This is a genomic window from Thioalkalivibrio sulfidiphilus HL-EbGr7, from assembly GCF_000021985.1.
GTDB lineage: Bacteria > Pseudomonadota > Gammaproteobacteria > Ectothiorhodospirales > Ectothiorhodospiraceae > Thioalkalivibrio_A > Thioalkalivibrio_A sulfidiphilus.
Genome location: NC_011901.1, coordinates 396613 through 419207 on the forward strand (window position 1 = coordinate 396613; position 22595 = coordinate 419207).

Consider the following 22595-nt stretch of genomic DNA (forward strand, 5'->3'; position numbering starts at 1 on the left):
CATGAGATGTATTCTGTTGGGCGCCCCCGGCGCCGGAAAAGGCACCCAGGCTCAGTTCATCACCGAGAAGTACGGTATCCCGCAGATCTCCACCGGCGACATGCTGCGTGCCGCCGTCAAGGCCGGCACGCCGCTGGGCGTGGAGGCCAAGAAGGTCATGGACGCGGGCGGTCTGGTGTCCGACGAGATCATCCTAGGTCTCATCAAGGAGCGCCTTGAGCAGGACGATTGCGCCCAGGGCTTCCTGTTTGACGGCTTCCCGCGCACCATCCCCCAGGCCGAGGCCCTCGAGGCGCAGGGCGTGAAGCTGGATTGTGTGCTGGAAGTGGACGTGGCCGACGAGGAGATCATCAAGCGCATGAGCGGGCGCCGGGTGCACCCCGCCTCCGGGCGCACCTATCACGTGGTGTTCAATCCGCCCAAGGTGGAAGGCAAGGACGACGTCACCGGCGAGGACCTGATCCAGCGCGACGATGACAACGAGGAGACCGTGCGCAAGCGTCTGGACGTGTACCACAGCCAGACCAAGCCACTGGTGGCCTTCTACTGCAGCCTGGCCGAGAGCAGCGAGGCCTGCGCCACCCGGTACGCCAGGGTGGCGGGCGTCGGTTCCGTGGAGGAGATCCGCGACAAGGTGTTCGAGGCACTCGGCGGCAAGGCCGGGGCGTGAGCTGTGAGGGGGTAGGCGATCAGGTTTCTCGTCTACGCCTCACGCCTTCCCCCTGGCAGCAAAAAAAAGGGCCGGCGTAAGCCGGCCCTTTTTGATTTCACACTTCCCAATTCCCACTTCCTACTTCTTGAGCACCTTCTCCACCAGGTTCTGGCGCAGGCGGTAGGCGTCCGGCATGCCGGAACCCAGCAGCGGGCGCAGGTACAGACGGAAGGCGTCGGTGACGTCCGTGCCGGAGGCGGTGATGAACTCATCGGGCATGACCTTGGTCTTGCCGGCCACCGCCTCGAGGGGCGCGAGCCGGTAGTCCACCGAGTAGAAGCCGGTGCGCTCGATCACCACGGAGCCATCCTGCTTGCCCCACATGGCGTACTGCACCGCCTTCTCGCCCACCTCCCGGGCCTCGCGCTGGTCCACGTCGGAGACGCAGCCCACGAAGGAGCGCTGCAGGTAGCCGAAGGTGTCGCCGCGCACGCGCTTGATGCCGAGTTTGTTCTTGATCTCGTCGCAGAGCATGTCCGCCAGCTGGCCGGTGCCGGAGAGCTGCACGTTGCCGTGGGCATCCTTTTCCACTTCCTTGGCCAGCTTCACCACGATGGGGGTGCCCTCGGCGTCGTGGATGCCCTCGCTCACGGCGACCACGCAGCGCCCGTAGCGCTCCATGGTGGCCTTCACGTCCGCCAGGAACCTGTCGATGTCGAACACCCGCTCCGGCAGGTAGATCAGGTGCGGACCGTCGTCCGGGAACTTCTTGCCGAGCGCGGCGGCGGCGGTGAGAAAGCCCGCATGACGACCCATGACCACGCCGATGTACACACCGGGAAGGGCCCAGTTGTCCAGGTTTGCGCCCATGAAGGACTGGGCCACGAAGCGCGCGGCGGACGGGAAGCCGGGCGTGTGGTCGTTTTCCACCAGGTCGTTGTCGATGGTCTTGGGGATGTGGATGCAGCGCAGGTCGTAATTGGCCTTCTGGGCCTCCTCGCTGACGATGCGCACGGTGTCCGAGGAGTCGTTGCCGCCGATGTAGAAGAAGTAGCCGATCTCATGGGCCTTGAGGACCTTGAAGATCTCCTGGCAGTACTTGAGGTCGGGCTTGTCACGGGTGGAGCCGAGCGCGGAAGACGGGGTCTGGGCCACCAGTTCCAGGTTGTGGCTGGTCTCCTGGGTCAGGTCCAGGAACTCCTCGTCCACGATGCCGCGCACGCCGTGGAATGCGCCGTACACCAGCTCAACGTTCCTGAATTTGCGGGACTCCAGTACGGCGCCCACCATGGACTGATTGATTACGGCCGTGGGGCCGCCCCCCTGGGCGACGAGTACCTTGTTCGCCATGTCTGTCTCCTAATCGCTTTGGTGATTTGTCGGGGCCTTGCAGAGCCCCGGATTTTTATAGTGAGAATTTTGCAAACCGCCTGACTATACGACATCCCTATCCTGGGGGGTAAGTGGTGAAAACTTTTGGGTCTATTCACGGAATTTGGGCAAGACAGCCCGGAAAAGGCAGATTCCCGGGCCCGTCAGGGCCCGGAGGCGGGGGTGTGGCGTGGATTTGCAATGCCTGGCGGCGTGGGTACGCCGCCCGGATCAGGTGTGTTCCCGGCGCCGACGGGGCGAGGCGCGCTTTCCACCGCGGTCACCGCGATTCTGAGCGCCCAGGCGCTCGCGGATCTCGCGCTTGGCGGGCGGCGCCGGTTTGACCAGCAGTTCCGGGTCGATGGCCCCGGCCTCGATCTTGAAGCCTATGTATTGCTCGATCTCCGGCAGGTAGAAGGCGGAATCCTCGCAGGCGAAGCTCACCGCGTCGCCCTCGGCGCCGGCGCGGCCGGTGCGGCCGATGCGGTGCACGTAGTCCTCGCCGGACTGGGGCAGATCGAAATTGAACACGTGAGAGACGTCGGGGATGTGCAGGCCGCGGGCCGCCACGTCAGTGGCCACCAGCACCTGAAATTCGTCGTTTTCGAACTGCTTGAGCAGGCGCTGGCGCTTCTGCTGGGGCACGTCGCCGGAGAGCACCGCGACCTTGATGTCGTTGCCCTTGAGCCAGGCCTCCAGCTTGTCGGCCATGTGCTTGGTATTGACGAACACCATGGAGCGGCTCGGGCCGATGCGCTTCATGAGTCCCAGCAGCAGGGGGATCTTCTCCGGGTTCGCGGGGTAGTAGACCACCTGGCGGACACGCTGGGCGGTGACCTGCTCGTCCCGGGTCTGCACCTTCTCGGGGTTGTTCATGTGCTCGTAGGCCAGCTCCATCACCCGGTGGGAGAGGGTGGCGGAGAACAGCATGGACTGGCGCTCCGTGGGTGGGGTCATGCGCCGCAGCAGGAAGCGGATGTCCTTGATGAAGCCCAGGTCGAACATGCGGTCCGCCTCGTCCAGCACCATCACCTGGACCACGCGCATGTCGAACACCTTCTGCTTGAAGTAGTCGATGATGCGCCCGGGGGTGCCGATCAGGATGTCCACCCCGTCCACCAGCTGCTGGCGCTGCTTGTCGTAATCGGTGCCGCCGTAGGCGAGACCCAGCTTGAGGCCGGTGTGGGCACCCAGGGTCACGGCGTCCTTGTGGATCTGGATGGCCAGCTCGCGGGTGGGGGCAAGGATCAGGGCGCGGATCTGGTTCTGCTTGCGCTCGGCGGGGGCGGGATCACGCAGCAGGCGGTTGAAGGCGGCGATCAGGAAGGCGGCGGTCTTGCCGGTGCCGGTCTGGGCCTGGCCGGCCACGTCGTGACCCTTGAGGGCGATGGGCAGGGCCAGGGCCTGGATGGGGGTGCAGCGGCTGAATCCGGCGTCTTCGATGCCTTGTCTGACACTGTCGGGGAGGTCGAACTGGCTGAAGGAGGTATCCGAGAGGTGGGTATCCGTCATGGGGTCCTGGCTTTTCATATGGGCTTGAAATGGTGGGCGGAATGGGCTCCAATTGGCCGGGTATTCGCCGCTCTGCCCTGGCACGGGGCAGGCAAATCCCCCCGAGCCCAGGCCGCGAAACCCCTATTCTAACCGGAGGTTAACCGTTGTGAGTGAAAAGATCCTTCACGTGACCGATGCCAGTTTCGAGGACGAGGTGCTCAAGTCCGAGCAGCCGGTGCTGGTGGACTACTGGGCCGAGTGGTGCGGTCCCTGCAAGATGATCGCCCCGATCCTGGACGAGATCGCCTCCGAATACGGTGACCGGGTCAAGATCGCCAAGCTGAACATCGACGAAAACCCCGGCACCCCGCCCAAGTACGGCATCCGCGGCATTCCCACCCTGATGCTGTTCAAGGGTGGCAGTGTCGAGGCCACCAAGGTGGGCGCGCTGTCCAAGTCCCAGCTGACTGCCTTCCTGGACCAGAATATCTGATCCCGTTCACGGCCCGGCCCGGCGCCCTGCGCGCCGGGCTGGACTCGACCGGATGATCATGCTAGCTTAACCAAAATTATATAAGCAGACCTCGCCCGTCGTTCTGGCGCGCGAAGCCTCCCCGAACCGAATTCCCAATCAGATCAGCAGTTCCGGCCACCCGCCAAGGGTGTGTCTGTACGCCTGTAACCCTCTCCCTGCCCTCCATCCGATATCGACTCGCATGAATCTGACCGAACTCAAGCGCAAGCCCGCAGCAGAACTCGTTGAACTCGCCCAGTCCATGAAGATCGAAGGCATGGCGCGGGCCCGCAAGCAGGACATCATCTTCGCCATGCTCAAGGCGCATGCGAAGAACGGAGAGGACATCTTCGGCGATGGTGTGCTGGAAATACTTCAGGATGGTTTCGGCTTCCTGCGCTCGGGGGACAGCTCCTACCTGGCAGGCCCCGACGACATCTACGTCTCGCCCTCCCAGATCCGCCGCTTCAGCCTGCGCACCGGTGACACCATCTCCGGCAAGATCCGGCCCCCAAAGGAAGGCGAGCGCTATTTCGCGCTGCTCAAGGTGGACCAGATCAATTTCGAGGCGCCGGAAAACGCCAAGAACAAGGTCTTGTTCGAGAACCTCACCCCCCTGCATGCCAGCGAGCGCATGCGCATGGAGCGGGGCAACGGCAGCACCGAGGACATCACTGCGCGGGTCATCGACATCGTCGCCCCCTTCGGCAAGGGCCAGCGCGGCCTGATCGTCTCCCCGCCCAAGGCGGGCAAGACCCTGATGCTGCAGAACATCGCCCAGAGCATCGCCACCAACTACCCGGACTGCTACCTGATCGTGCTGCTCATCGACGAGCGGCCCGAGGAAGTGACCGAGATGGCGCGCATGGTGCAGGGCGAGGTGATCTCCTCCACCTTCGACGAGCCCGCCAGCCGGCACGTGCAGGTGGCCGAGATGGTCATCGAGAAGGCCAAGCGCCTGGTGGAGCACAAGCGTGACGTGGTGATCCTGCTGGACTCCATCACCCGCCTGGCGCGGGCCTACAACACCGTGGTGCCGTCCTCCGGCAAGGTGCTCACCGGCGGCGTGGACGCCAACGCCCTGCACCGGCCCAAGCGCTTCTTCGGCGCGGCGCGCAACATCGAGGAGGGCGGCAGCCTGACCATCCTCGCCACCGCCTTGGTGGACACCGGCTCCAAGATGGACGAGGTGATCTACGAGGAGTTCAAGGGCACCGGCAACATGGAGATCCACCTGGATCGCCGCATCGCCGAAAAGCGCACCTACCCCGCCATCAACATCAACCGCTCCGGCACCCGCCGCGAAGAACTCCTCACCGACCCCGACGAGCTGCAGAAGCTCTGGATCCTGCGCAAGTTCCTGCACTCCATGGACGAGCTGGAGGCCATCGAGTTCCTGCTCAGCCGCCTGCAGTCCACCAAGGTGAACAGCGAGTTCTTCGATATGATGAAGAAGGGATGAGAGGCAAGATCCAAGATACAAGAGACAAGCAAACCCCTGCTCGTCGCCTCCCGTAGGTCGGGCTTCAGCCCGACAGCGGAGTGTCCCTGGAAGCATCGTTGTCGGGCTGAAGCCCGACCTACGTCAGGAAGCAGAAACAGGAAAGGCCGGTTTTCACCGGCCTTTCCTGTTTCTGAGAGGTGTTTACTTGCCTCTTGTCTCTAGCAACTTGCCTCTAGCGCTTCAAATCCAACACTCGGGCGTCACGCCCCAGATCTCGTCGGCGTACTGTTTCACCGTGCGGTCGATGGAGAAGAAGCCCATGCGGGCGGTGTTGAGCATGGCGCGACGGGTCCATTCCTCGGGTTTGCGGTACAGTGCGTCGACCCGCTCCTGGGCGTGCAGGTAGCTCTCGAAATCGGCCAGCACCAGAAAGGCGTCGTTGTTCAGCAGGTCGTGGACCAGGTCGCGATAGCGCCCGGGCTCCGAGGGCGAGAAGAAGCCGGAGGCGATCATGTCGATCACTTCCTTGAGCTCCGCATTCTGCTCGTAGTGCTCCCGGGGACGGTAGCCCCGCGCCTTGGTCTCGGCCACCTCGTTGGTGGTCAGACCGAAGATGAAGATGTTCTCCTCGCCCACCGCCTCGCGGATCTCCACGTTGGCGCCGTCCAGGGTGCCGATGGTCAGGGCGCCGTTCAGGGCCAGCTTCATGTTGCCGGTGCCCGAGGCCTCCATGCCGGCGGTGGAGATCTGCTCCGAGAGATCGGCGGCGGGGATGATCACGGCCGCGGAACTGACATCGTAGTTGGGATAGAAGACCACCTTGAGTCGGCCCTCCACCACCGGGTCGTGGTTGATCACGTCGGCCACATCATTGATCAGGCGGATGATCTGCTTGGCGCGCACGTAGGCAGGCGCCGACTTGCCGGCGAACAGCACCACCCTTTGGGCCTGTTCCGGGGCCTCGCCGTGACGGATGCGGTTGTAGAAGGCGATCACGTGCAGGATGTTGAGCAGCTGACGCTTGTACTCGTGGATGCGCTTGATCTGCACGTCGAACATGGCCGCGGGATCGATCTCGATGCCGGTGCGCTCAAGCACCAGTTCCGCCAGGTGGCGCTTGTTGGCCTCCTTGACGGTTCTGAATTCCTGCCGGCAGGTGGGATCCTCGGCGAAGGCTTCCAGCTGCCTGAGCTGGGTCAGGTCCATGACCCATTCCTTGCCGATGTGCTCACTGATCATGGAGGTCAGGGCCGGATTGGCCTGGTTGAGCCACAGGCGCGGGGTGATGCCGTTGGTGATGCTGATGAAGCGCTCCGGCCACAGGCGGTAGAAATCGTGGAACAGGGTGTCCTTGAGCAGCTGGGTGTGCAGGGCGGCCACGCCGTTGATGTGGTGGCTGCCCACCACGGCCAGGTGGGCCATGCGCACACGCCGGCCGTGGTCCTCGTCGATGATGGACAGGCGCTTGACGATCTCCGTGTCCCCGGGGAAGGTGTGGCGCACCTCGTTTAGGAAGTGGAAGTTGATTTCGTAGATGATCTGCATGTGGCGCGGCAGCACCCGCTCCATGAGCGCCACGGGCCAGGTCTCCAGGGCTTCGGGCATCAGGGTGTGATTGGTGTAGCCGAACACCGCCCTGGTGATCTCCCAGGCGGAGACCCAGGGCAGCTGGTACTTGTCCAGCAGCAGGCGCATGAGCTCCGCCACGGCGATGGCCGGATGGGTGTCGTTGAGCTGCATGGCCACCTTGTCCGCCAGCTCGGTGATCCGGTAGCCCATCTCCTCGTGGTGGGAGAGGATGTCCTGGATGGACGCGGAGACGAAGAAGTACTCCTGCTTCAGGCGCAATTCCCGGCCGATGGCGGTGGCATCGTTGGGGTAGAGCACCATGGAGATGGTCTCCGACTCCGCCTTCTGCTGTATGGCGCCGATGTAGTCGCCTTCGTTGAAGTAGTTGAGGTCGAAGTCCCGGGTGGCCTTGGCCGCCCAGAGGCGCAGGTTGTTGACGTTCTTGTTGCCGTAGCCCGGGGTCGGGTAGTCGTAGGCCATGGCGATGACTTCTTCACAGTCCTGCCAGTGGTGTCGCACATCGCCGTTGTCCCGGTGGGTGACCACCCGGCCGTAGAAGCGCACCGGGAAGATCTTCTCGGGGCGCGGGAATTCCCAGTTATTGCCGTAGCGCAGCCAGTTGTCCGGGTGCTCGATCTGCTGCCCGTTCTGGATCTGCTGCTGGAACATGCCGTACTCGTAGCGGATGCCGTAGCCGTAGCCGGGAATGCACTGGCTGGCCATGGAGTCCAGGATGCAGGCAGCGAGACGCCCCAGGCCGCCGTTGCCGAGCGCGGCATCCGGTTCCAGTTCGGAGATCTCCAGCAGGTCCACGCCCATCTCGGACAGGGCCTCGCGGCAGGCATCAAAGAAGCCCAGGTTCATCAGGCTGTTGATGAGCATGCGTCCGATCAGGTACTCCATGGACAGGTAGTAGACCCGCTTGGCGTGCTCCTGGTTGAACAGGCGCTGGGTGAACATGCGCCGCTCGATGAGACGCTCGCGCACGGCGTAGGAGACCGCCTCCAGCCAGTCCCGGGGAGTGGCGTGCAGGGGGTCCTTGCCGGCCTGGTGGATCAGGGCGTCGCGGATGGAGCGCTTGAGCCCCTCCTTGTCGCAGGGGCGGGGGTGGTGTTCCAGTTCGGTCAGGATGTCGGCAGCTGCCATGGTCTATTCACCGTAATACGGAAGGGTGTGGGGCACAGGGCCCCACAAAGAAATCTAGCAAGGGAAGTGCCAGACCGGGAGTGGGCTGGTTCAGGCGCGACCCTGTTCCCGGGCCACGGCCCGATAACCGATGTCTCTGCGACAGTATACGCCGTCCCAGTGAATGCGGTCTGACAGGGCGTAGGCCCGTTTCTGGGCCTCGGCGACGGTCTCGCCCAGGCCCACCACGCACAGGACTCGACCACCGTTGGTGACCACCGCACCATCCTGTTGCAGGGTGCCGGCGTGGAAGACCTTGGCGTCGGGGGCATCCTGTTCGGGCAGACCGATGATCACGTCGCCCTTGCGGTAGTCGTTGGGGTAGCCGCCGGCGGCCAGCACCACGCCCAGGGAGGCCCGCGGGTCCCAGTCGGCCTCCACCTGGTCCAGGCGTGCGTCCAGGGCCGCCTCCAGCAGGTCCACCAGGTCCGAGCGCAGGCGCATCATGATGGGCTGGGTCTCCGGGTCGCCGAAGCGGCAATTGAACTCCAGCACCTTCGGCGTGCCGTCCGGGGCGATCATCACGCCGGCGTAGAGGAAGCCGGTGTAAGGGTTGCCCTCGGCGGCCATGCCGCGCACCGTGGGTTCCATCACCTCGCGCATGATGCGCGCGTGGATCTCCGGGGTGACCACCGGGGCGGGGGAGTAGGCGCCCATGCCGCCGGTGTTCGGGCCCTTGTCTCCGTCGTCACGGGCCTTGTGGTCCTGGGAGCTGGCCATGGGCAGGATGTGCTCACCGTCCACCATGCAGATGAAGCTCGCCTCCTCGCCGGTCAGGAATTCCTCGACCACTACCCGGTGACCCGCCTCGCCGAAGGCGTTGCCCGCCAGCATGTCGCGCACCGCGGCCTCTGCCTCCGCCACGGTCTGGGCCAGGATCACGCCCTTGCCCGCGGCCAGGCCGTCGGCCTTGACCACGATGGGGGCGCCCCGCTCGCGGATGTAGGCCAGCGCGGCGTCCAGGTCGGTGAAGTTGGCGTAGGCGGCGGTGGGGATGGCGTGCCGGGCCAGGAAGTCCTTGCTGAAGGCCTTGGAGCCCTCCAGCTGGGCGGCCTTGGAGCTGGGACCGAAGATGCGCAGCCCCGCCGCGCGGAAGGCGTCCACCACCCCGGCCACCAGGGGCGCCTCGGGGCCCACCACGGTGAGATCGACGCCCTGGCTCTGGGCGAAGTGCACCAGGGCGGGGATGTCGCTGAGATTGACCTCCACGTTCAGGCAGCGGGGCTCGAGCGCCGTGCCCGCATTACCCGGTGCCACAAACACGGTCTGCACCCGGGGTGACTGGGCCAGCTTCCACGCCAGCGCATGCTCGCGGCCACCGCCGCCGATCACCAATACCTTCACGTGAACCTCCGTGAGAAATCCAAAAGATTGCCGCAGAGACGCGGAGGCGCAGAGAAGGGCTTTGACAGGATTTACATGATTAACAGGATTGTTTCATGAATCTTGTCAATCATGTAAATCCTGTCAGCTCCTTATTTTTTCTCTGCGCCCTCGCGTCTCTGCGGCGGAAATTACCAATCAATGCCGGAAATGACGCATCCCCGTGAACACCATGGCCAGGCCGTGTTCGTCAGCGGCGGCGATGACCTCGTCGTCGCGCATGGAGCCGCCGGGTTGGATCACGGCGCGGATGCCCGCTTCGGCGGCGGCGTCGATGCCGTCGCGGAAGGGGAAGAAGGCGTCGGAGGCCATCACCGAGCCCTCCACCCGCAGGCCCTCGTCGGCGGCCTTGATGCCGGCGATCTTCGCCGAGTACACGCGGCTCATCTGGCCGGCGCCCACGCCGATGGTCTGCTCATCGCGCACGTAGACGATGGCGTTGGATTTCACGAACTTGGCCACCCGCCAGGCGAACAGCAGGTCTTTGAGCTCCTGGGCGCTGGGCTGACGCCGGCTGACCACCTTCAGGTCCGCCTCGCCCACCTCACCCAGATCCCGGTCCTGCACCAGCAGGCCGCCGTTGACCCGCTTGAAGTCCCAGGCGGGCTGGGGTGCGCCCCACTGGCCGCAGGCCAGCAGGCGCACGTTGGGCTTGGTGGCCACGGCGCGCACCGCCTCGGAGGTGACCTCCGGCGCGATGATCACCTCCACGAACTGGCGGCTGACGATGGCGTGGGCGGTATCACCGTCCAGGGGGCGGTTGAAGGCGATGATGCCGCCGAAGGCGGAGGTCGGGTCGGTCTGGAAGGCCCGCTCGTAGGCCATCAGGGTGTTCTGGGCCACGGCCACGCCGCAGGGGTTGGCGTGCTTGACGATCACGCAGGCGGGCGCCTCGAACTGCTTGACGCATTCCAGGGCCGCGTCGGTGTCGGCGATGTTGTTGAAGGACAGGGCCTTGCCCTGGATCTGCTGGGCGGTGGCCACGCCCGCCTCGGTAGGCACGGTGTCCCGGTAGAAGGCGGCCTGCTGGTGCGGGTTCTCCCCGTAGCGCATGTCCAGCACGCGGCGGAACTGCAGGCTCAGGGTCTCCGGGAAGTCCGCCTGGCTGTCGTCCTCGTTGAAGCGGGTCAGGTAGTTGGCGATGGCACCGTCGTAGCGGGCGGTGTGGGCGAAGGCCCGGGCGGCCAGCTCGAAGCGCAGGCGCGCGGGCAGGTGGCCGTCGTGGGCGTTCAGGGCCTGCAGCACCCGTTCGTAGTCGGCCGGCTCCACCACGATGCCCACGTGGGCGTGGTTCTTGGCGGCGGCGCGCACCATGGCCGGGCCGCCGATGTCGATGTTCTCGATGGCGTCCTCAAGGGAACACCCGGGGCGCGCCACGGTGGCCTCGAAGGGATACAGATTCACCACCACCAGGTCGATGGGCACGATGCCCTGTTCGGCCATGGCCGCGTCATCGATGCCGCGGCGCCCCAGGATGCCGCCGTGGATGCGCGGGTGCAGGGTCTTCACCCGCCCGGCCATCATCTCCGGAAAGCCGGTGTGCTCGGAGACCTCCTTGACCTTCACGCCGTTGTCCGCCAGCAGCTTCGCGGTGCCGCCGGTGGACAGGATCTCCACCCCGAGACTCTGCAGGGCCTGGGCGAATTCCAGCACCCCCTCCTTGTCGGAGACGCTGATCAGGGCACGACGGACGGGGGTGAGGGCGGGGGTCTGGGACATGGGGATATCTGCTGTGTTTGTTGGGGAAGGCGGGAATTATAAGGGAAGTGGGAAGTGTGAATTGGGAAGTTGGAAGTACGGCTAATTCGCACTTCCCAATTCACACTTCTCACTTCTCACTGATGCCGTGTTGTTTGAGCTTCTTGCGCAGGGTGCCGCGGTTGAGGCCCAGGTACTGGGCGGCCTTGCTCTGGTTGCCCTCGCAGTGGCGCAGGACGCATTCCAGCAGGGGGCGCTCCACCTCTTCCATGACCATGCGGAACAGGCCATCAGGCTCGTGGCCTTCCAGGCGGGCGAAGTAGTCCTCCAGGGACTGGTGCACCGCGAGCGACAGCGTCTTGGCCTCGCCGTTGATGGGCTTGCCGCTCATGCAGCGAGGGCCTCCCCGGCGCTCGCGTCCAGGCAGGCCTGCACCCGGGCCATCTGGGTGGCGGGATCCTCGGCGGCCATGATGGCGCTGTGGAAGCGGGCGGCGGCCGGGTGGGCACGCAGGTACCAGCCGATGTGCTTGCGGGCGATGCGCACACCGGACTGCTCGCCGTAGAAGCCGTACAGGGCCTCCAGGTGCTCCCGCAGCAGGGCGGCGATCTCGTCTGCGGTGGGGGCGGGCAGGTGCTGGCCGGTGGCGAGGAAATGGGCCATTTCGCGGAAGATCCAGGGCCGGCCCTGGGCGGCGCGTCCGATCATCAGGGCGTCGGCGCCGGTGCGCGCCAGCACCGCCCTGGCCTGCTCCGGGGTGTTGATGTCGCCGTTGGCGATCACCGGGATTCGCACCGACTGCTTCACGGCGGCGATGGCGTCGTAGTCGACCGTGCCCTTGTAGGCGCAGGCCCGGGTTCGGCCGTGCACGGCGAGCGCCTGGATGCCGCTGTGCTCGGCGATGCGGGCGATGGTCAGGGCGTTCAAATGGTCCCGGTCCAGGCCCAGGCGGATCTTCAGGGTCACGGGCACGTCCACGGCCTTGACCACCGTCTCCAGGATCTCGCTCACCAGGCGCTCGTCACCCAGCAGCGCGGAACCGGCGGCCCGGTTACACACCTTCTTGGCGGGGCAGCCCATGTTGATGTCGATGATCTGCGCGCCGTTGTCCGCGTTGCGCCGCGCCGCCTCCGCCAGCATGGCGGGTTCGGCGCCGGCGATCTGCACGCTGATCGGGTCCGGTTCGCCGGCGTGGTCCAGGCGCTGTCGGGATTTCGGCGTGTGCCAGAGGCGGGTGTCGGCGATCACCATCTCCGAGACCGCCATGTCCGCGCCCAGGCGCCGGCACAAGAGCCGGAAGGGGCGGTCGGTGACTCCCGCCATGGGGGCGAGGATCAGGCCGCTCGGCAATGTGTGGTCACCAATGCGCATGGAGTATCGGGAGGGTGGTTCAGGCGAACAGGCATGATAGCGGTACAGCCCGCCGGGTTAAACCCGTGCGGCGCGTCAGGCAACGGGATGCACGTCTGATCGACAGAGGTGGGGAGGGAAAACTCCCTGTCGATTCAATGCGCAAGCGCGGCAAGTTCGCGCAAGCGTGATACGAGGCCAGACCGATCTACGGAGCGGGATTCACAGGAAGCGGAATTCGTAGGCCACGGCCCGGGCGCCCGGGTCCTCGATCTCGAGGTTCAGGTCCACGACGTCCCGTGGCGCGACGGGTTCCGGCGCCCGGCCCTGGGGCAGGTATTCCTGCGGGCTGAAGCGGCGCACGGCCACCAGTGATCCCTGCAGGTCACGGAAGCTCAATTCCACCTGGGGCAGGGGCTGGGTGAAGCCGGCACCGTTGACGAAGCTCGCCTGCACCATCAGGGCGTTCTCGGCGTTGGGATGGCTGTAGATGTTGCGCTGGGTGACCTGGAAGGCCTGGGGTTCGCGGCGCTCGGTCGTGGTACAGCCCAGGTAGGCGCACATGCGCCCGATGGCCGGTGACAGCTCCGGATACACCGCCAGCCGTTCCCGTTCGTGGTAGAGCACCTGGGCGCCCAGCAGGGCGATGAGGAGGGCGCACAACAGACCGAGGGCCAGGGTGCCGGCAATGGCGCGCCCACCCGGGCCTTCGGCCGCGGTCTCGAGTTCATCACGCAGGGCCAGCGGCATGGCGGGTTTGCTGACAGCCGGTGCTGAAGGGCTTGCGGGCTGCTCAGTGGCCGGCTCGACCTGCTCGGTTGCCGGAGGCGCCGGCTCGCTCGGAATCGCTTCCGGTTCTGCCGCCGCTGCTGCGGGCGTGAGGGATTTTTTCAGGGCAGGCGCCGTGCTGGTTTCCTCGGCGGATTCCGGGGGCAGCACGCTCAGGCTGTCCATGCCGTTGAACACCGCCAGGCACTCCCCGCAGCGCACCTGTCCGTCGGAGAGGGTCAGGTCCGCGGTGGTGACCCGGAACACGGCCTGGCAGTGGGGGCACTGGGTGTACATGCAAGTGGCTAGTGGCTAGTGGCTAGTGGCTAGTGGCTAGGATGGTAGCGGTTTGGGCGGGGGGTTTCACGCGGCCGGTGGGGGGGCTCTGTGCGCGGCAAGTAAAAAGGCCTGCAATGCAGGCCTTCGGTATACTCCAGTCCTTGCTGAAGCTCAGCTGCAGCCCTTGGGTCTGGGTAGGCCGGCCACCTTGTTGGCGCACTTGATCAGGCCGGTGGGGAACAGGGAGTAGATGTACTTCTGGTCGCTGCGCTCGGGACCGAACTTTTCCTTCATGAGCTTGGAGAAGGCGCGCGGCTCGGCCACCACGCCGGTGTCCTGGAAGTACGCCCGGGCGGTGTGGATGATGTCCCAGTGCTCCTGGGTCAACTCGGGGATGTTCTCGTTTTTGGCGATCTCCACCGCCAGGGCCTCGCTCCATTCGTCCAGGTTCTCCAGCCAGCCGGCCTCGCTCAGCTGAATCGTCTTGCCGTCCACCACTGCTTCCATTACGACGCTCCTTATGATGATGAGATGTTGTATTTCTGAGTGATCTTATCAGGAATGAGCGCTGCAGACGATGAACGGTCGATGGATGGCGGTCCTGCTTGTGCGACGAGGGGTCTGCCGCTGGCATTTCTTCATGCGGTCAGTCCATTGGCTGGGCCGCCATGCATGATGGCCGACGCAGGTCTGGACTGGAAAATGCCTGCGAAAGTGGCTTGTTATGCCGCGCTGTCCTGCTCGGGTTCCACCCGCAGGCGTACTCCTAGCGCCTTGCAGACCCGGGCAACTGTTTCGAAACGGGGCTTCGCATCAGGTCTGAGAGCCTTATAGAGGGCTTCGCGGGACATTCCACTGATCCTGGCGATTTCGGTCATGCCGCGCGCGCGGGCGGCAATCCCCAGGGCATGGGCGAGTTCGCTGCTATCGCCATCTTCCAGGACCAGGGAAAGATAGGCAGCGATGTCCTGTTCGGTCTTTAGGTGCTCGGCAAGGTCGAAATCAGGCAGATCAGTTGTGCGTATCTTTTTGTTCATTAGTCCGTTTGATCGTGTACATGGATAAAATGTAGCCGATCGATTACATAGGGTCAATGATGGATGAGGCGAGCGCAGGTGCAGTGTGGGGCCGTTGATCAGCGTCGGGTTCCGGCGAGCAGGACCCAGCCCTCCTTCAGCACGGGTGCCTCCATCCGGAAGGTGCTTCGGTAGGCCTCGCTGACTGACCCAGCCTGCTCGGCCAGGAGGCCGGAGAGGATCAGCCGGCCGCCCGGGTGGACCAGGCCGCTCAGCATCGGTGCGAGCTCCACCAGCGGGCCGCTCAGGATATTGGCCATGACCAGGTCCGCGGGTTCGGCTGCAAACCCTTCTGGGAGATACACCGGCAGGCGATCATCGGCGATGCCGTTGCGCCGTGCATTGTCCCGGGTCGCGACCAGGGCCTGGGGGTCCAGGTCCACGCCGATGCAGTGGCGGGCGCCGAGCCTCAAGGCCGCGATGGCGAGCACTCCGGAGCCGCAGCCATAGTCGATGGCGGTGGCATCCGCGGGCGGGTGCTTATCCAGCCATTCCAGGCACAGGGCGGTGGTGGGATGGGTGCCGGTGCCGAAGGCCAGCCCCGGGTCCAGCAGCAGGTTCACGCCCTGCGGGTCAGGCGGCTCATAGCCGGTGGGCACGATCCACAGGCGCTCGCCGAAGCGCATGGGTCTGAAATCATCCATCCAGGCCCGTACCCAGTCCCGCTCGACCACGTCCTCGCGCACGATGGCCTCGGCCGCGAGCCCTGTCCGGGCGCTCAGGGCCAGGGTGAGGCCGGCGGCATCGGCGTCGTCGTCGAACAGGCCGGCCACCACGGCCTCGGGCCAGACCGGCGTCTCGCCGGGCCTGGGTTCCAGCAGGGGATGATCGCCGGCGTCTTCCAGGGAGGTGGATAAGGCGCCCAGTTGGAGCAACAGGTCTTCGACAGACTCCACGCGATCACCGGTTACCGTGAGCTTCAGTTTGAACATGCGTCCGGTGTCCTGATGGTGGTGGATGCGAGGCTTCGTGATTGTTTTGGGGTCAACGCAGAGGGCGCAAAGACGCAGAGAGCGCAGAGGATTCATTGAAGTAAACAAACTCAATACCCTTTGCGTTCTCTGCGTCTCTGCGCCCTCCGCGCCGATCAGCGAAACCGGGAAGAACTCACGATTCAGCCTTCAGTTTCTTTTCGAGGTAGTGGATGTCGGTGCCACCGGCCTGGAAGGCGGCATCGTTGAGCAGGTCGCGCTGCAGGGGGATGTTGGTCTTGATGCCTTCCACGACGATCTCCGACAGGGCGCCCCGGGTGCGGGCGATGGCGATCTCCCGGGTGGAGCCGTAGCCGATCAGCTTGCCGATCATGGAATCGTAGTAGGGCGGCACCTTGTAGCCGTTGTAGATGTGAGTGTCCACGCGGATGCCGGGGCCGCCGGGGCTGTGGTACTGGGTGATGGTGCCGGGGGAAGGCACGAAGCTGCGCGGGTCCTCGGCATTGATGCGGCACTCGATGGCGTGGCCGCGGATGACCACCTCGTCCTGGGTGAAACTCAGCTTCTCGCCGGCAGCCACGCGGATCTGTTCCCGGATTAGATCGATGCCGGTGACCATCTCGGTGACCGGATGCTCCACCTGGATGCGGGTGTTCATCTCGATGAAGTAGAACTCACCCTTCTCGTAGAGGAACTCGAAGGTGCCCGCGCCCCGGTAGCCGATGTCACGGCAGGCCTGGGCGCAACGCTCGCCGATGCGCCGGCGCTGTTCCTCGGTGATGCCCGGGGCCGGCGCCTCTTCCAGCACCTTCTGGTGGCGGCGCTGCATGGAGCAGTCGCGCTCGCCCAGGTGCACGGCATTGCCGTGCTCGTCGGCCAGGATCTGGAACTCGATGTGTCTCGGGTGCTCCAGGAATTTCTCCATGTACACCGTGTCGTTGTTGAAGGCGTTGCGGGCCTCGTTCCGGGTGAGGCTGATGGAGCTGAGCAGCGCGCCCTCGCTGTGCACCACGCGCATACCGCGACCACCGCCGCCGCCGGCGGCCTTGATGATCACCGGGTAGCCGATCTCCCGGGCGGTGCGCAGGTTCTCGTCCGGATCATCGCCCAGGGCGCCGCCGGAGCCGGGCACGCAGGGCACGCCCGCCTTGAGCATGGCGTCCTTGGCGCAGACCTTGTCGCCCATCAGGCGGATGGTGGCCGCGCGCGGGCCGATGAACACGAAGCCGCTGGATTCGACCCGCTCTGCAAAGTCGGCGTTCTCCGCGAGAAAACCGTAGCCGGGGTGAATGGCGCCGGCGTCGGTGACCTCGGCGGCGCTGATGATGGCGGGGACATTGAGGTAGCTGTCAGTGGAGCTGGCCGGGCCGATGCACACGGATTCATCGGCCAGGCGCACGTGTTTGAGATCCCGGTCCGCTTCGGAGTGCACGGCCACCGTCTGTATGCCCATCTCGCGGCAGGCCCGGAGGATGCGAAGGGCGATCTCGCCCCGGTTGGCGATCAGTATCTTGTCGAACATGGGGTTCCTGTAAAAAACCTAATCATTGCCGCAGAGACGCGGAGGCGCAGAGAGGAAGGAATCGACAGGATTTACAAGATTTACATGATCTACAAGGCCACTGAAAAATCCTGTTAATCATGTCAATCCTGTCAAAGGTGTTCTCTGCGCCTCCGCGTCTCTGCGGCAGATTCTGACTCTCAGATCATTCGATGATGAACATCGGCTGGCCGTATTCCACCGGCTGGCCGTTCTCGATCAGGATGGCCTTGACCACGCCGGCCTTGTCGGCCTCGATCTGGTTGAGCATCTTCATGGCCTCGATGATGCACAGGGTGTCGCCTGCGGACACCGACTGACCCACGTCCACGAAGGGCTTGGCGCCCGGGGAGGGGGCGCGGTAGAAGGTGCCCACCATGGGGGCGGTGACCGCGTGGCCTTCGGGCAGCGCGGGCGCGCCTGCGCTCTCGGTGCTGACCTCGGCGGCCGGGGCGGGTGCAGATGCAGTCGGGGCGGAGAAATGCTGGGGCATGACGAAGGCATGCTGGCTGCCGGGCGCGCTGCGGGTGATGCGCACCGATTCCTCGCCTTCCTTGATCTCGATCTCGTTGATGCCGGATTCCTCCAGCAGTTCGATCAGCTTCTTGATCTTGCGGATATCCATGGGGGTGTCAGTTCTTCTGTGTCAGGTGAATGGCGGCGTCCAGCGCCAGCGCATAGCCCTTGGGTCCCAGTCCCATGATCACACCCCGGGCCACGTCCGACAGGTAGGATTTGTGGCGGAATGGCTCGCGGGCATGCACGTTGGACAGGTGGACCTCGATGAAGGGAATGGCCACCCCCAGCAGGGCGTCGCGCAGGGCGATGCTGGTGTGGGTGAAGGCGCCTGGATTGATGAGGATGAAGTCGATGCCTTCCCGGCTGGCGCGGTGCACGCGCTCCACCAGTTCATGCTCGGCATTGGACTGGAAGTCCTCCAGCACATGGCCGTGGGCCTTGGCCTGTTCGCGCAGCGTGTCGCAGATCTGGGCCAGGGTCTGGCTGCCATAGATCTGCGGCTCGCGGGTGCCGAGCAGGTTCAGGTTGGGGCCGTTGAGGAGCAGGAACTTTGCCATGATCTTTCTTGAAACGGCTGGAAATGGGCCGGAATCTTGGCTTGTTCTGGTGTTTATCCGGCAGGCGAAGGCATTGTGCCTGATGAATGTAGGGGTGTCCAGCGAGGCACGGGGCCGTGGACGCGTCTGGCCGAAGATCGGCGCCAGTTCGGGGATTTTAGCTGAAAATTTGAGACCTGGGTCGCAAAGGCAATTCAATATTCAAGGTTCAAAATTCAAGACGGGACCCAGCGAAGGAATTTTGAATGTTGAATCTTGAATTTTGAATCGACGTTTAAAGCAGCGGGGTGAGTTCCCGCACGAAGGTGTCCTTGTGCAGTTCCCCGGCCTGGACGAAGCGGATCTTGCCTTCCCGGTCGTAGAGCACGCTGTAGGGCAGGGCGCCGAAACGGTTGCCGTAGTCCCGGGTCACGGTCATGGCCTCGGTCTCGCCGATCAGCACCGGGAAGTTGATGCCGTAGGTGTCGACGAAGTCGCGCACCGCGTCCTTCTCGTCGATGGCCACGGCCACGATGGTCAGGCCGCGCGCGCCGTATTCCTCCTGCACCTCCACGAAGGCGGGCATCTCCTTGAGGCAGGGCGGGCACCAGGTGGCCCAGAAATTCACCAGCACCACGTCGCCGTCCCACTCGGAGATGTGGCGCGCGGTGCCTTCCAGGTCCGGCAGGCTGAACTCGGGGCGGGCCATGCCGACCACGCCGTTGCTGGAGGCGGGCGTGACGGTGGCCTGGGCAGGGGCGGGCTCACTGGGCTGGCCCAGGTGGTAGAAGCCGTAACCGCCGAAACCCGCCAGCAGGGCGATCGCCACCAGCAGGCCCAGGAAGGCGGGCTGGCTCATGCCCCGGCTTTGCCTGGGGCGTGAGGTGTGAGGGGGGAGGCGTGAGGCGACCATGGCTTGTTATCCACCGAAGGCGTTGTTGACGTGTTGCGTGAAGCGTGCGGCGGGCGTGTAGCCCACGATGCGATAATCGCGCAGTTCGTTGCCGCTGGCATCATAGAACACGATGGCCGGCGGTCCGAACAGGTTGAAGTGTCGCATCAGCTCCCGGTGGTCCGAGTTGTTGGCGGTCACGTCGGCCTTGAGCAGCACGGCGCCGGACAGGGCCTGGATCACGCCGGCATCCTGGAAGGTGGTGCGCTCCATGCGCACGCAGTCCACGCACCAGTCGGCGTAGAAGTCGAGCATCACCGGCTGACCCGCCGCGCTGGCGCTGGCCACTTCCCGTTCCAGGTCGGCCAGGCTGTCGATCTTCCTGAACTGCAGGCCCTGGGCCTGTGTCGCGGCGCCGGGGGCGCCGCTGACCACGGTGGTGGCGGTCAGGCCGCTCAGGGGCTTGAACACATCGCGGCCACCGGAGGCGGCGCCGATCATGAGCAGCACGCCCCAGACCAGCAGCACCAGGCCGAGGCCCTTCCACAGGTTGCGCCAGCCGCTGGCCCCGGGGGCCAGGGACTGCAGGGCGCCCATGTAGATGCCGGAGACGATCAGCAGCGCACCCCACAGGAACAGGGCCACCGGCATGGGGATGACCCGCTCCAGCAGCCAGATGCCCATGCCCAGCAGGGCGACGCCGAACACGGCCTTGACCGGATCCATCCAGGCGCCGGCCCGGGGCAGGATCTTGCCGCCGGCGGTGCCGATGACCAGCAGCGGCGCGCCCATGCCCATGGACAGGGAGAACAGCGCCAGGCCGCCCAGGAAGGCGTCACCGGTCTGGCTGATGTACAGCAGGGCGCCCACCAGGGGTGCGGTCACGCAGGGGCCGACGATCAGGGCCGAGAGGAAGCCCATGATGCCGGCGCCGATGAAGGTGCCGCCTTCCTGCTTGTTGCTGAGGTTGGACAGCCGCGTCTGGATGGCGGAGGGCATCTGCAGGTCATAGAAGCCGAACATGGACATGGCCAGCGCGATGAACACCGCCACGAAGGCGCCGATGATCCAGGGGTTCTGGAAGGCGGCCTGCAGGTTGGCGCCGGCCAGGCCCGCGAATACGCCCGCCACGGTGTAGGTGAGCGCCATGGCCAGCACGAACACCAGGGAGATGAAGAAGGCCTTGCGAGTGGTGAGGTTCTTCTGCCCGATGATGATGTTGGACAGGATCGGGATCATCGGGAACACGCAGGGCGTGAAGGTGAGCAGCAGGCCGAAACCGAAGAAGGCCAGCACCACCAGCCACAGGCGGCCGTCGGCCAGCTGGGCGGCGATGCGGTCCTGCTCGGAGACCGGCGGCGCGGCCCGTTCGGGCGCGGCGGGGATGTCCACGCTGGCGGCCAGGTCGCCGGTGAATTCGAAACTCACGGTCTGGGTCAGCGGCGGGTAGCAGACCCCCAGGTCGGCGCAGCCCTGGTAGTCCGCCTCCAGGGTCACGCGGTTGCTGGCACCCTCCTCGCGCAGGATGGGCACCAGGATCTGCACCTCGTGGCGGTAGGTCTCGGTGAGGCCGAAGAACTCGTCCTCCACCTTGATGCCCTCGGGGGGATTGACCGGGCCGACCCGGTTGCCCGCACCTTCGGTCACCCGGAAGGCGAGCTTGTCCCGGTACAGGTAGTAGCCCTCGGCGATGGTCCAGGTGGCCAGCACCGCGTTCTGGCTGATGGGTTCCACGGACAGCATGAAGGCCTTTTCGGGCTCCAGCAGTTCGTCGGCGCTGCCGCCGCCGATGCTGCCGGCCAGCTGGCTCAGGGCGTTGACGGCGCCGTTGCCCCGGCTGGTGGCGCGGGGTGCTGCGGGCAGGTCCAGGGAGGCGGTCTGGAACAGGGGCGGGTAGCACACGCCGATGTCGGCGCAGCCCTGGGAACGGGCCTTCACCTCGAGCCGGTTGGGGGCGCCGCTGGCGCGCTCGATGGGCACCTCGATGCGGATGTGGTTGCGGTAGGTCTCCACCCGGCCGAAGAACTCGTCCTCCTTGACCGTGCCCGCCGGGATGCGCGGGGTGCCCAGGCGGATGCCGTCGGTCTGGGATTCAAACGCGAACTGCTCCCGGTACATGTAGTAGCCGTCGGCGATGCGCCATTCGGCCACCAGGGTGTCGCCGTTCTGCAGGCTGGCCTCGAAGGCGAAGGCCTTTTCGGGCTCCAGCAGTTCATCGCCCAGGAAGGCGTGGGCGGGGAGGGTGAACAGCAGGAGGATGAGGGCGAGCAGTCGTTTCATGGCGTGGTGCTTTCTTTGATCCATTGGAGGTAAGGGGGGAGCCCGTGACTGATTGGAACCGCCACGATCTCCGGAAGTTCATAGGGATGCAGTTCCAGGATGGCGTTCTGCAGCCGTTCGAAGCGGGCCTCGGTGCACTTGATGATCAGCACGTGCTCCGGGTCCTGGTGAATCTCGCCATCCCATTCATAGATGGACGTCCCGGCGGGCAGAATATTCACACAGGCCGCCAGACGGCGCTCTACCAGCGACGAGGCGAGCCGGGTGGCGCTGGCTTCATCGGGCAGGGTGGTGAAGGCCAGCAGGGTGCCGGTGGCGTCAGTCATTGCCGGTCTGCAGGGTGGCCGCGAGGCCGGCGCGCAGGCGGTGTTCGGCCGGGGCGCTGAACTGCACCGTCACCGGGAAGCCATTGTCCATCGCTTCCAGACCGATGGCACGCAGGGTGCCCTCGTAGCGGGCCTCGCCCACGCGCACCACCATGTTCTGGCCTTCACGCAGGCGCGCCAGCCGATCCTCGGCGACATTGCCCCGGGCCAGCATGGGCTCGCTGCTCACCAGGGTAACCAGCGGCGTGACCTGCAGTTCGTTGTTCACCGCCTGCCCGACGCGCACGTGGCGGGCGAGCACCAGGCCGTCGAAGGGGGCGCGCACGCGGCTGTATTCCAGGTCCAGGCGCGCGCGGGTGAGCCGCGCCTTGGCGGCCACGAACTCCGCATCCGCCATGGCGAAACCGATCTGCGCCAGGCTCAGGTCGCGCTGGGAGATGAGGGTGCGGTCGAACATCTCCTGCTGGCGCTCGTATTCGAGCTTCGCCTCGTCGCGGGCCAGCTCCAGGCGCTTGACCTGGGCCTCGGCCTCCTCCACGTAGGCGCGCAGGCCGCGATCGTCCAGCTGCACCAGCACGTCGCCGCGCTTGACCCGCTGCCCCGGCTCGGCATTGACCCGGGTGACCATGCCGGAGACCGGGGTGCCGAGTTCCAGGCGTTCCGCCCAGTCGAGCTGCGCGGGGATGTCCTGGGCCAGGGCCGACGGCGCGGTCAGGGACAGCGACAGGGCCAGGGCGGACAGCAGGGCGGCGAGGCGCCGGGCTTTGGAAGGGCTGGGCATGGGTGG

22 protein-coding genes are annotated in these 22595 nt (G+C 65.5%); 4 read left to right on the plus strand and 18 right to left on the minus strand.

Going from position 1 to position 22595, the window contains the following annotated elements; genetic code table 11:
* Nucleotide 1 precedes the first annotated feature (1 nt).
* A complete protein-coding gene (adk, locus tag TGR7_RS01740; protein ID WP_012636941.1) occupies nt 2-670 on the plus strand; it encodes an adenylate kinase in 669 nt (222 codons plus the stop codon).
* Nucleotides 671-790: 120 nt separating this feature from the next.
* Here adk and TGR7_RS01745 read toward each other — a convergent pair whose 3' ends face one another.
* Both TGR7_RS01745 and rhlB read right to left on the minus strand, forming a co-directional pair.
* Entirely contained in the window at nt 791-2002 is a 1212-nt protein-coding gene (locus TGR7_RS01745) for a 6-phosphofructokinase (RefSeq protein ID WP_012636942.1), read from the minus strand.
* 252 nt (nt 2003-2254) lie between these two features.
* Nucleotides 2255-3535, minus strand: coding sequence for an ATP-dependent RNA helicase RhlB (rhlB, locus tag TGR7_RS01750; protein WP_041440763.1), 1281 nt, complete (start codon nt 3533-3535; stop codon nt 2255-2257).
* 148 nt (nt 3536-3683) lie between these two features.
* Between rhlB and trxA the strand changes: the two genes are divergently transcribed.
* Nucleotides 3684-4010 (plus strand): thioredoxin TrxA, encoded by a 327-nt coding sequence (gene trxA, locus TGR7_RS01755; protein ID WP_012636944.1) that lies wholly within the window; start codon nt 3684-3686, stop codon nt 4008-4010.
* Nucleotides 4011-4233: 223 nt separating this feature from the next.
* Nucleotides 4234-5493: a transcription termination factor Rho gene (gene rho / locus TGR7_RS01760; RefSeq protein WP_012636945.1), complete on the plus strand. Its 1260-nt coding sequence runs from the start codon at nt 4234-4236 to the stop codon at nt 5491-5493.
* 222 nt (nt 5494-5715) lie between these two features.
* Here rho and TGR7_RS01765 read toward each other — a convergent pair whose 3' ends face one another.
* From TGR7_RS01765 to aroQ, 12 genes are all read right to left on the minus strand, one after another.
* Nucleotides 5716-8190, minus strand: coding sequence for a glycogen/starch/alpha-glucan phosphorylase (locus TGR7_RS01765; RefSeq protein ID WP_012636946.1), 2475 nt, complete (start codon nt 8188-8190; stop codon nt 5716-5718).
* A gap of 90 nt (nt 8191-8280) precedes the next feature.
* A complete protein-coding gene (gene purD, locus TGR7_RS01770; protein ID WP_012636947.1) occupies nt 8281-9573 on the minus strand; it encodes a phosphoribosylamine--glycine ligase in 1293 nt (430 codons plus the stop codon).
* Nucleotides 9574-9750: 177 nt separating this feature from the next.
* On the minus strand, nt 9751-11331 hold the full coding sequence (purH, locus tag TGR7_RS01775) for a bifunctional phosphoribosylaminoimidazolecarboxamide formyltransferase/IMP cyclohydrolase (RefSeq protein WP_012636948.1): 1581 nt from the start codon (nt 11329-11331) through the stop codon (nt 9751-9753).
* Between the two features lie 109 nt (nt 11332-11440).
* A complete protein-coding gene (locus TGR7_RS01780) occupies nt 11441-11701 on the minus strand; it encodes a helix-turn-helix domain-containing protein (RefSeq protein WP_012636949.1) in 261 nt (86 codons plus the stop codon).
* Nucleotides 11698-12681 (minus strand): tRNA dihydrouridine synthase DusB, encoded by a 984-nt coding sequence (gene dusB / locus TGR7_RS01785; protein WP_012636950.1) that lies wholly within the window; start codon nt 12679-12681, stop codon nt 11698-11700. The genes TGR7_RS01780 and dusB overlap by 4 nt, the downstream gene beginning before the upstream one ends.
* Nucleotides 12682-12882: 201 nt before the next feature.
* Nucleotides 12883-13725, minus strand: coding sequence for a DUF3426 domain-containing protein (locus TGR7_RS01790; RefSeq protein WP_012636951.1), 843 nt, complete (start codon nt 13723-13725; stop codon nt 12883-12885).
* A gap of 153 nt (nt 13726-13878) precedes the next feature.
* The gene (locus tag TGR7_RS01795) at nt 13879-14214 is read right to left on the minus strand and encodes a TusE/DsrC/DsvC family sulfur relay protein (RefSeq protein ID WP_012636952.1); all 336 of its coding nucleotides are present in this window, start codon (nt 14212-14214) and stop codon (nt 13879-13881) included.
* A gap of 215 nt (nt 14215-14429) precedes the next feature.
* Nucleotides 14430-14744: an addiction module antidote protein gene (locus TGR7_RS01800; RefSeq protein ID WP_012636953.1), complete on the minus strand. Its 315-nt coding sequence runs from the start codon at nt 14742-14744 to the stop codon at nt 14430-14432.
* Nucleotides 14745-14842: 98 nt separating this feature from the next.
* On the minus strand, nt 14843-15715 hold the full coding sequence (prmA, locus tag TGR7_RS01805) for a 50S ribosomal protein L11 methyltransferase (protein ID WP_012636954.1): 873 nt from the start codon (nt 15713-15715) through the stop codon (nt 14843-14845).
* A gap of 175 nt (nt 15716-15890) precedes the next feature.
* Entirely contained in the window at nt 15891-17237 is a 1347-nt protein-coding gene (gene accC / locus TGR7_RS01810) for an acetyl-CoA carboxylase biotin carboxylase subunit (protein WP_012636955.1), read from the minus strand.
* 184 nt (nt 17238-17421) lie between these two features.
* Complete coding sequence (gene accB / locus TGR7_RS01815; protein ID WP_012636956.1) at nt 17422-17880, minus strand: acetyl-CoA carboxylase biotin carboxyl carrier protein; 459 nt, start codon at nt 17878-17880, stop codon at nt 17422-17424.
* Between the two features lie 7 nt (nt 17881-17887).
* The gene (gene aroQ / locus TGR7_RS01820; RefSeq protein ID WP_012636957.1) at nt 17888-18331 is read right to left on the minus strand and encodes a type II 3-dehydroquinate dehydratase; all 444 of its coding nucleotides are present in this window, start codon (nt 18329-18331) and stop codon (nt 17888-17890) included.
* Between aroQ and TGR7_RS17400 the strand changes: the two genes are divergently transcribed.
* Nucleotides 18330-18590 carry a hypothetical protein gene (locus TGR7_RS17400; protein WP_148211449.1) on the plus strand — a complete coding sequence of 87 codons (261 nt, stop codon included), beginning with the start codon at nt 18330-18332 and terminating at the stop codon, nt 18588-18590. The genes aroQ and TGR7_RS17400 overlap by 2 nt on opposite strands.
* A gap of 15 nt (nt 18591-18605) precedes the next feature.
* On the opposite strand, the gene TGR7_RS01825 is transcribed toward TGR7_RS17400, so the two are convergent.
* The 4 genes from TGR7_RS01825 to TGR7_RS01840 are packed head-to-tail and all read right to left on the minus strand — an operon-like array spanning nt 18606 to nt 22589.
* Nucleotides 18606-19169, minus strand: a complete 564-nt coding sequence (locus tag TGR7_RS01825; RefSeq protein WP_012636958.1) for a TlpA family protein disulfide reductase — start codon at nt 19167-19169, stop codon at nt 18606-18608.
* 60 nt (nt 19170-19229) lie between these two features.
* Nucleotides 19230-21482, minus strand: coding sequence for a protein-disulfide reductase DsbD (locus TGR7_RS01830; RefSeq protein WP_012636959.1), 2253 nt, complete (start codon nt 21480-21482; stop codon nt 19230-19232).
* Nucleotides 21479-21808, minus strand: a complete 330-nt coding sequence (cutA, locus tag TGR7_RS01835) for a divalent-cation tolerance protein CutA (protein WP_012636960.1) — start codon at nt 21806-21808, stop codon at nt 21479-21481. The genes TGR7_RS01830 and cutA overlap by 4 nt, the downstream gene beginning before the upstream one ends.
* Nucleotides 21801-22589: an efflux RND transporter periplasmic adaptor subunit gene (locus TGR7_RS01840; protein ID WP_041442286.1), complete on the minus strand. Its 789-nt coding sequence runs from the start codon at nt 22587-22589 to the stop codon at nt 21801-21803. Before TGR7_RS01840 ends, cutA begins: the two co-directional genes overlap by 8 nt.
* Between the last annotated feature and the right edge of the window lie 6 nt (nt 22590-22595).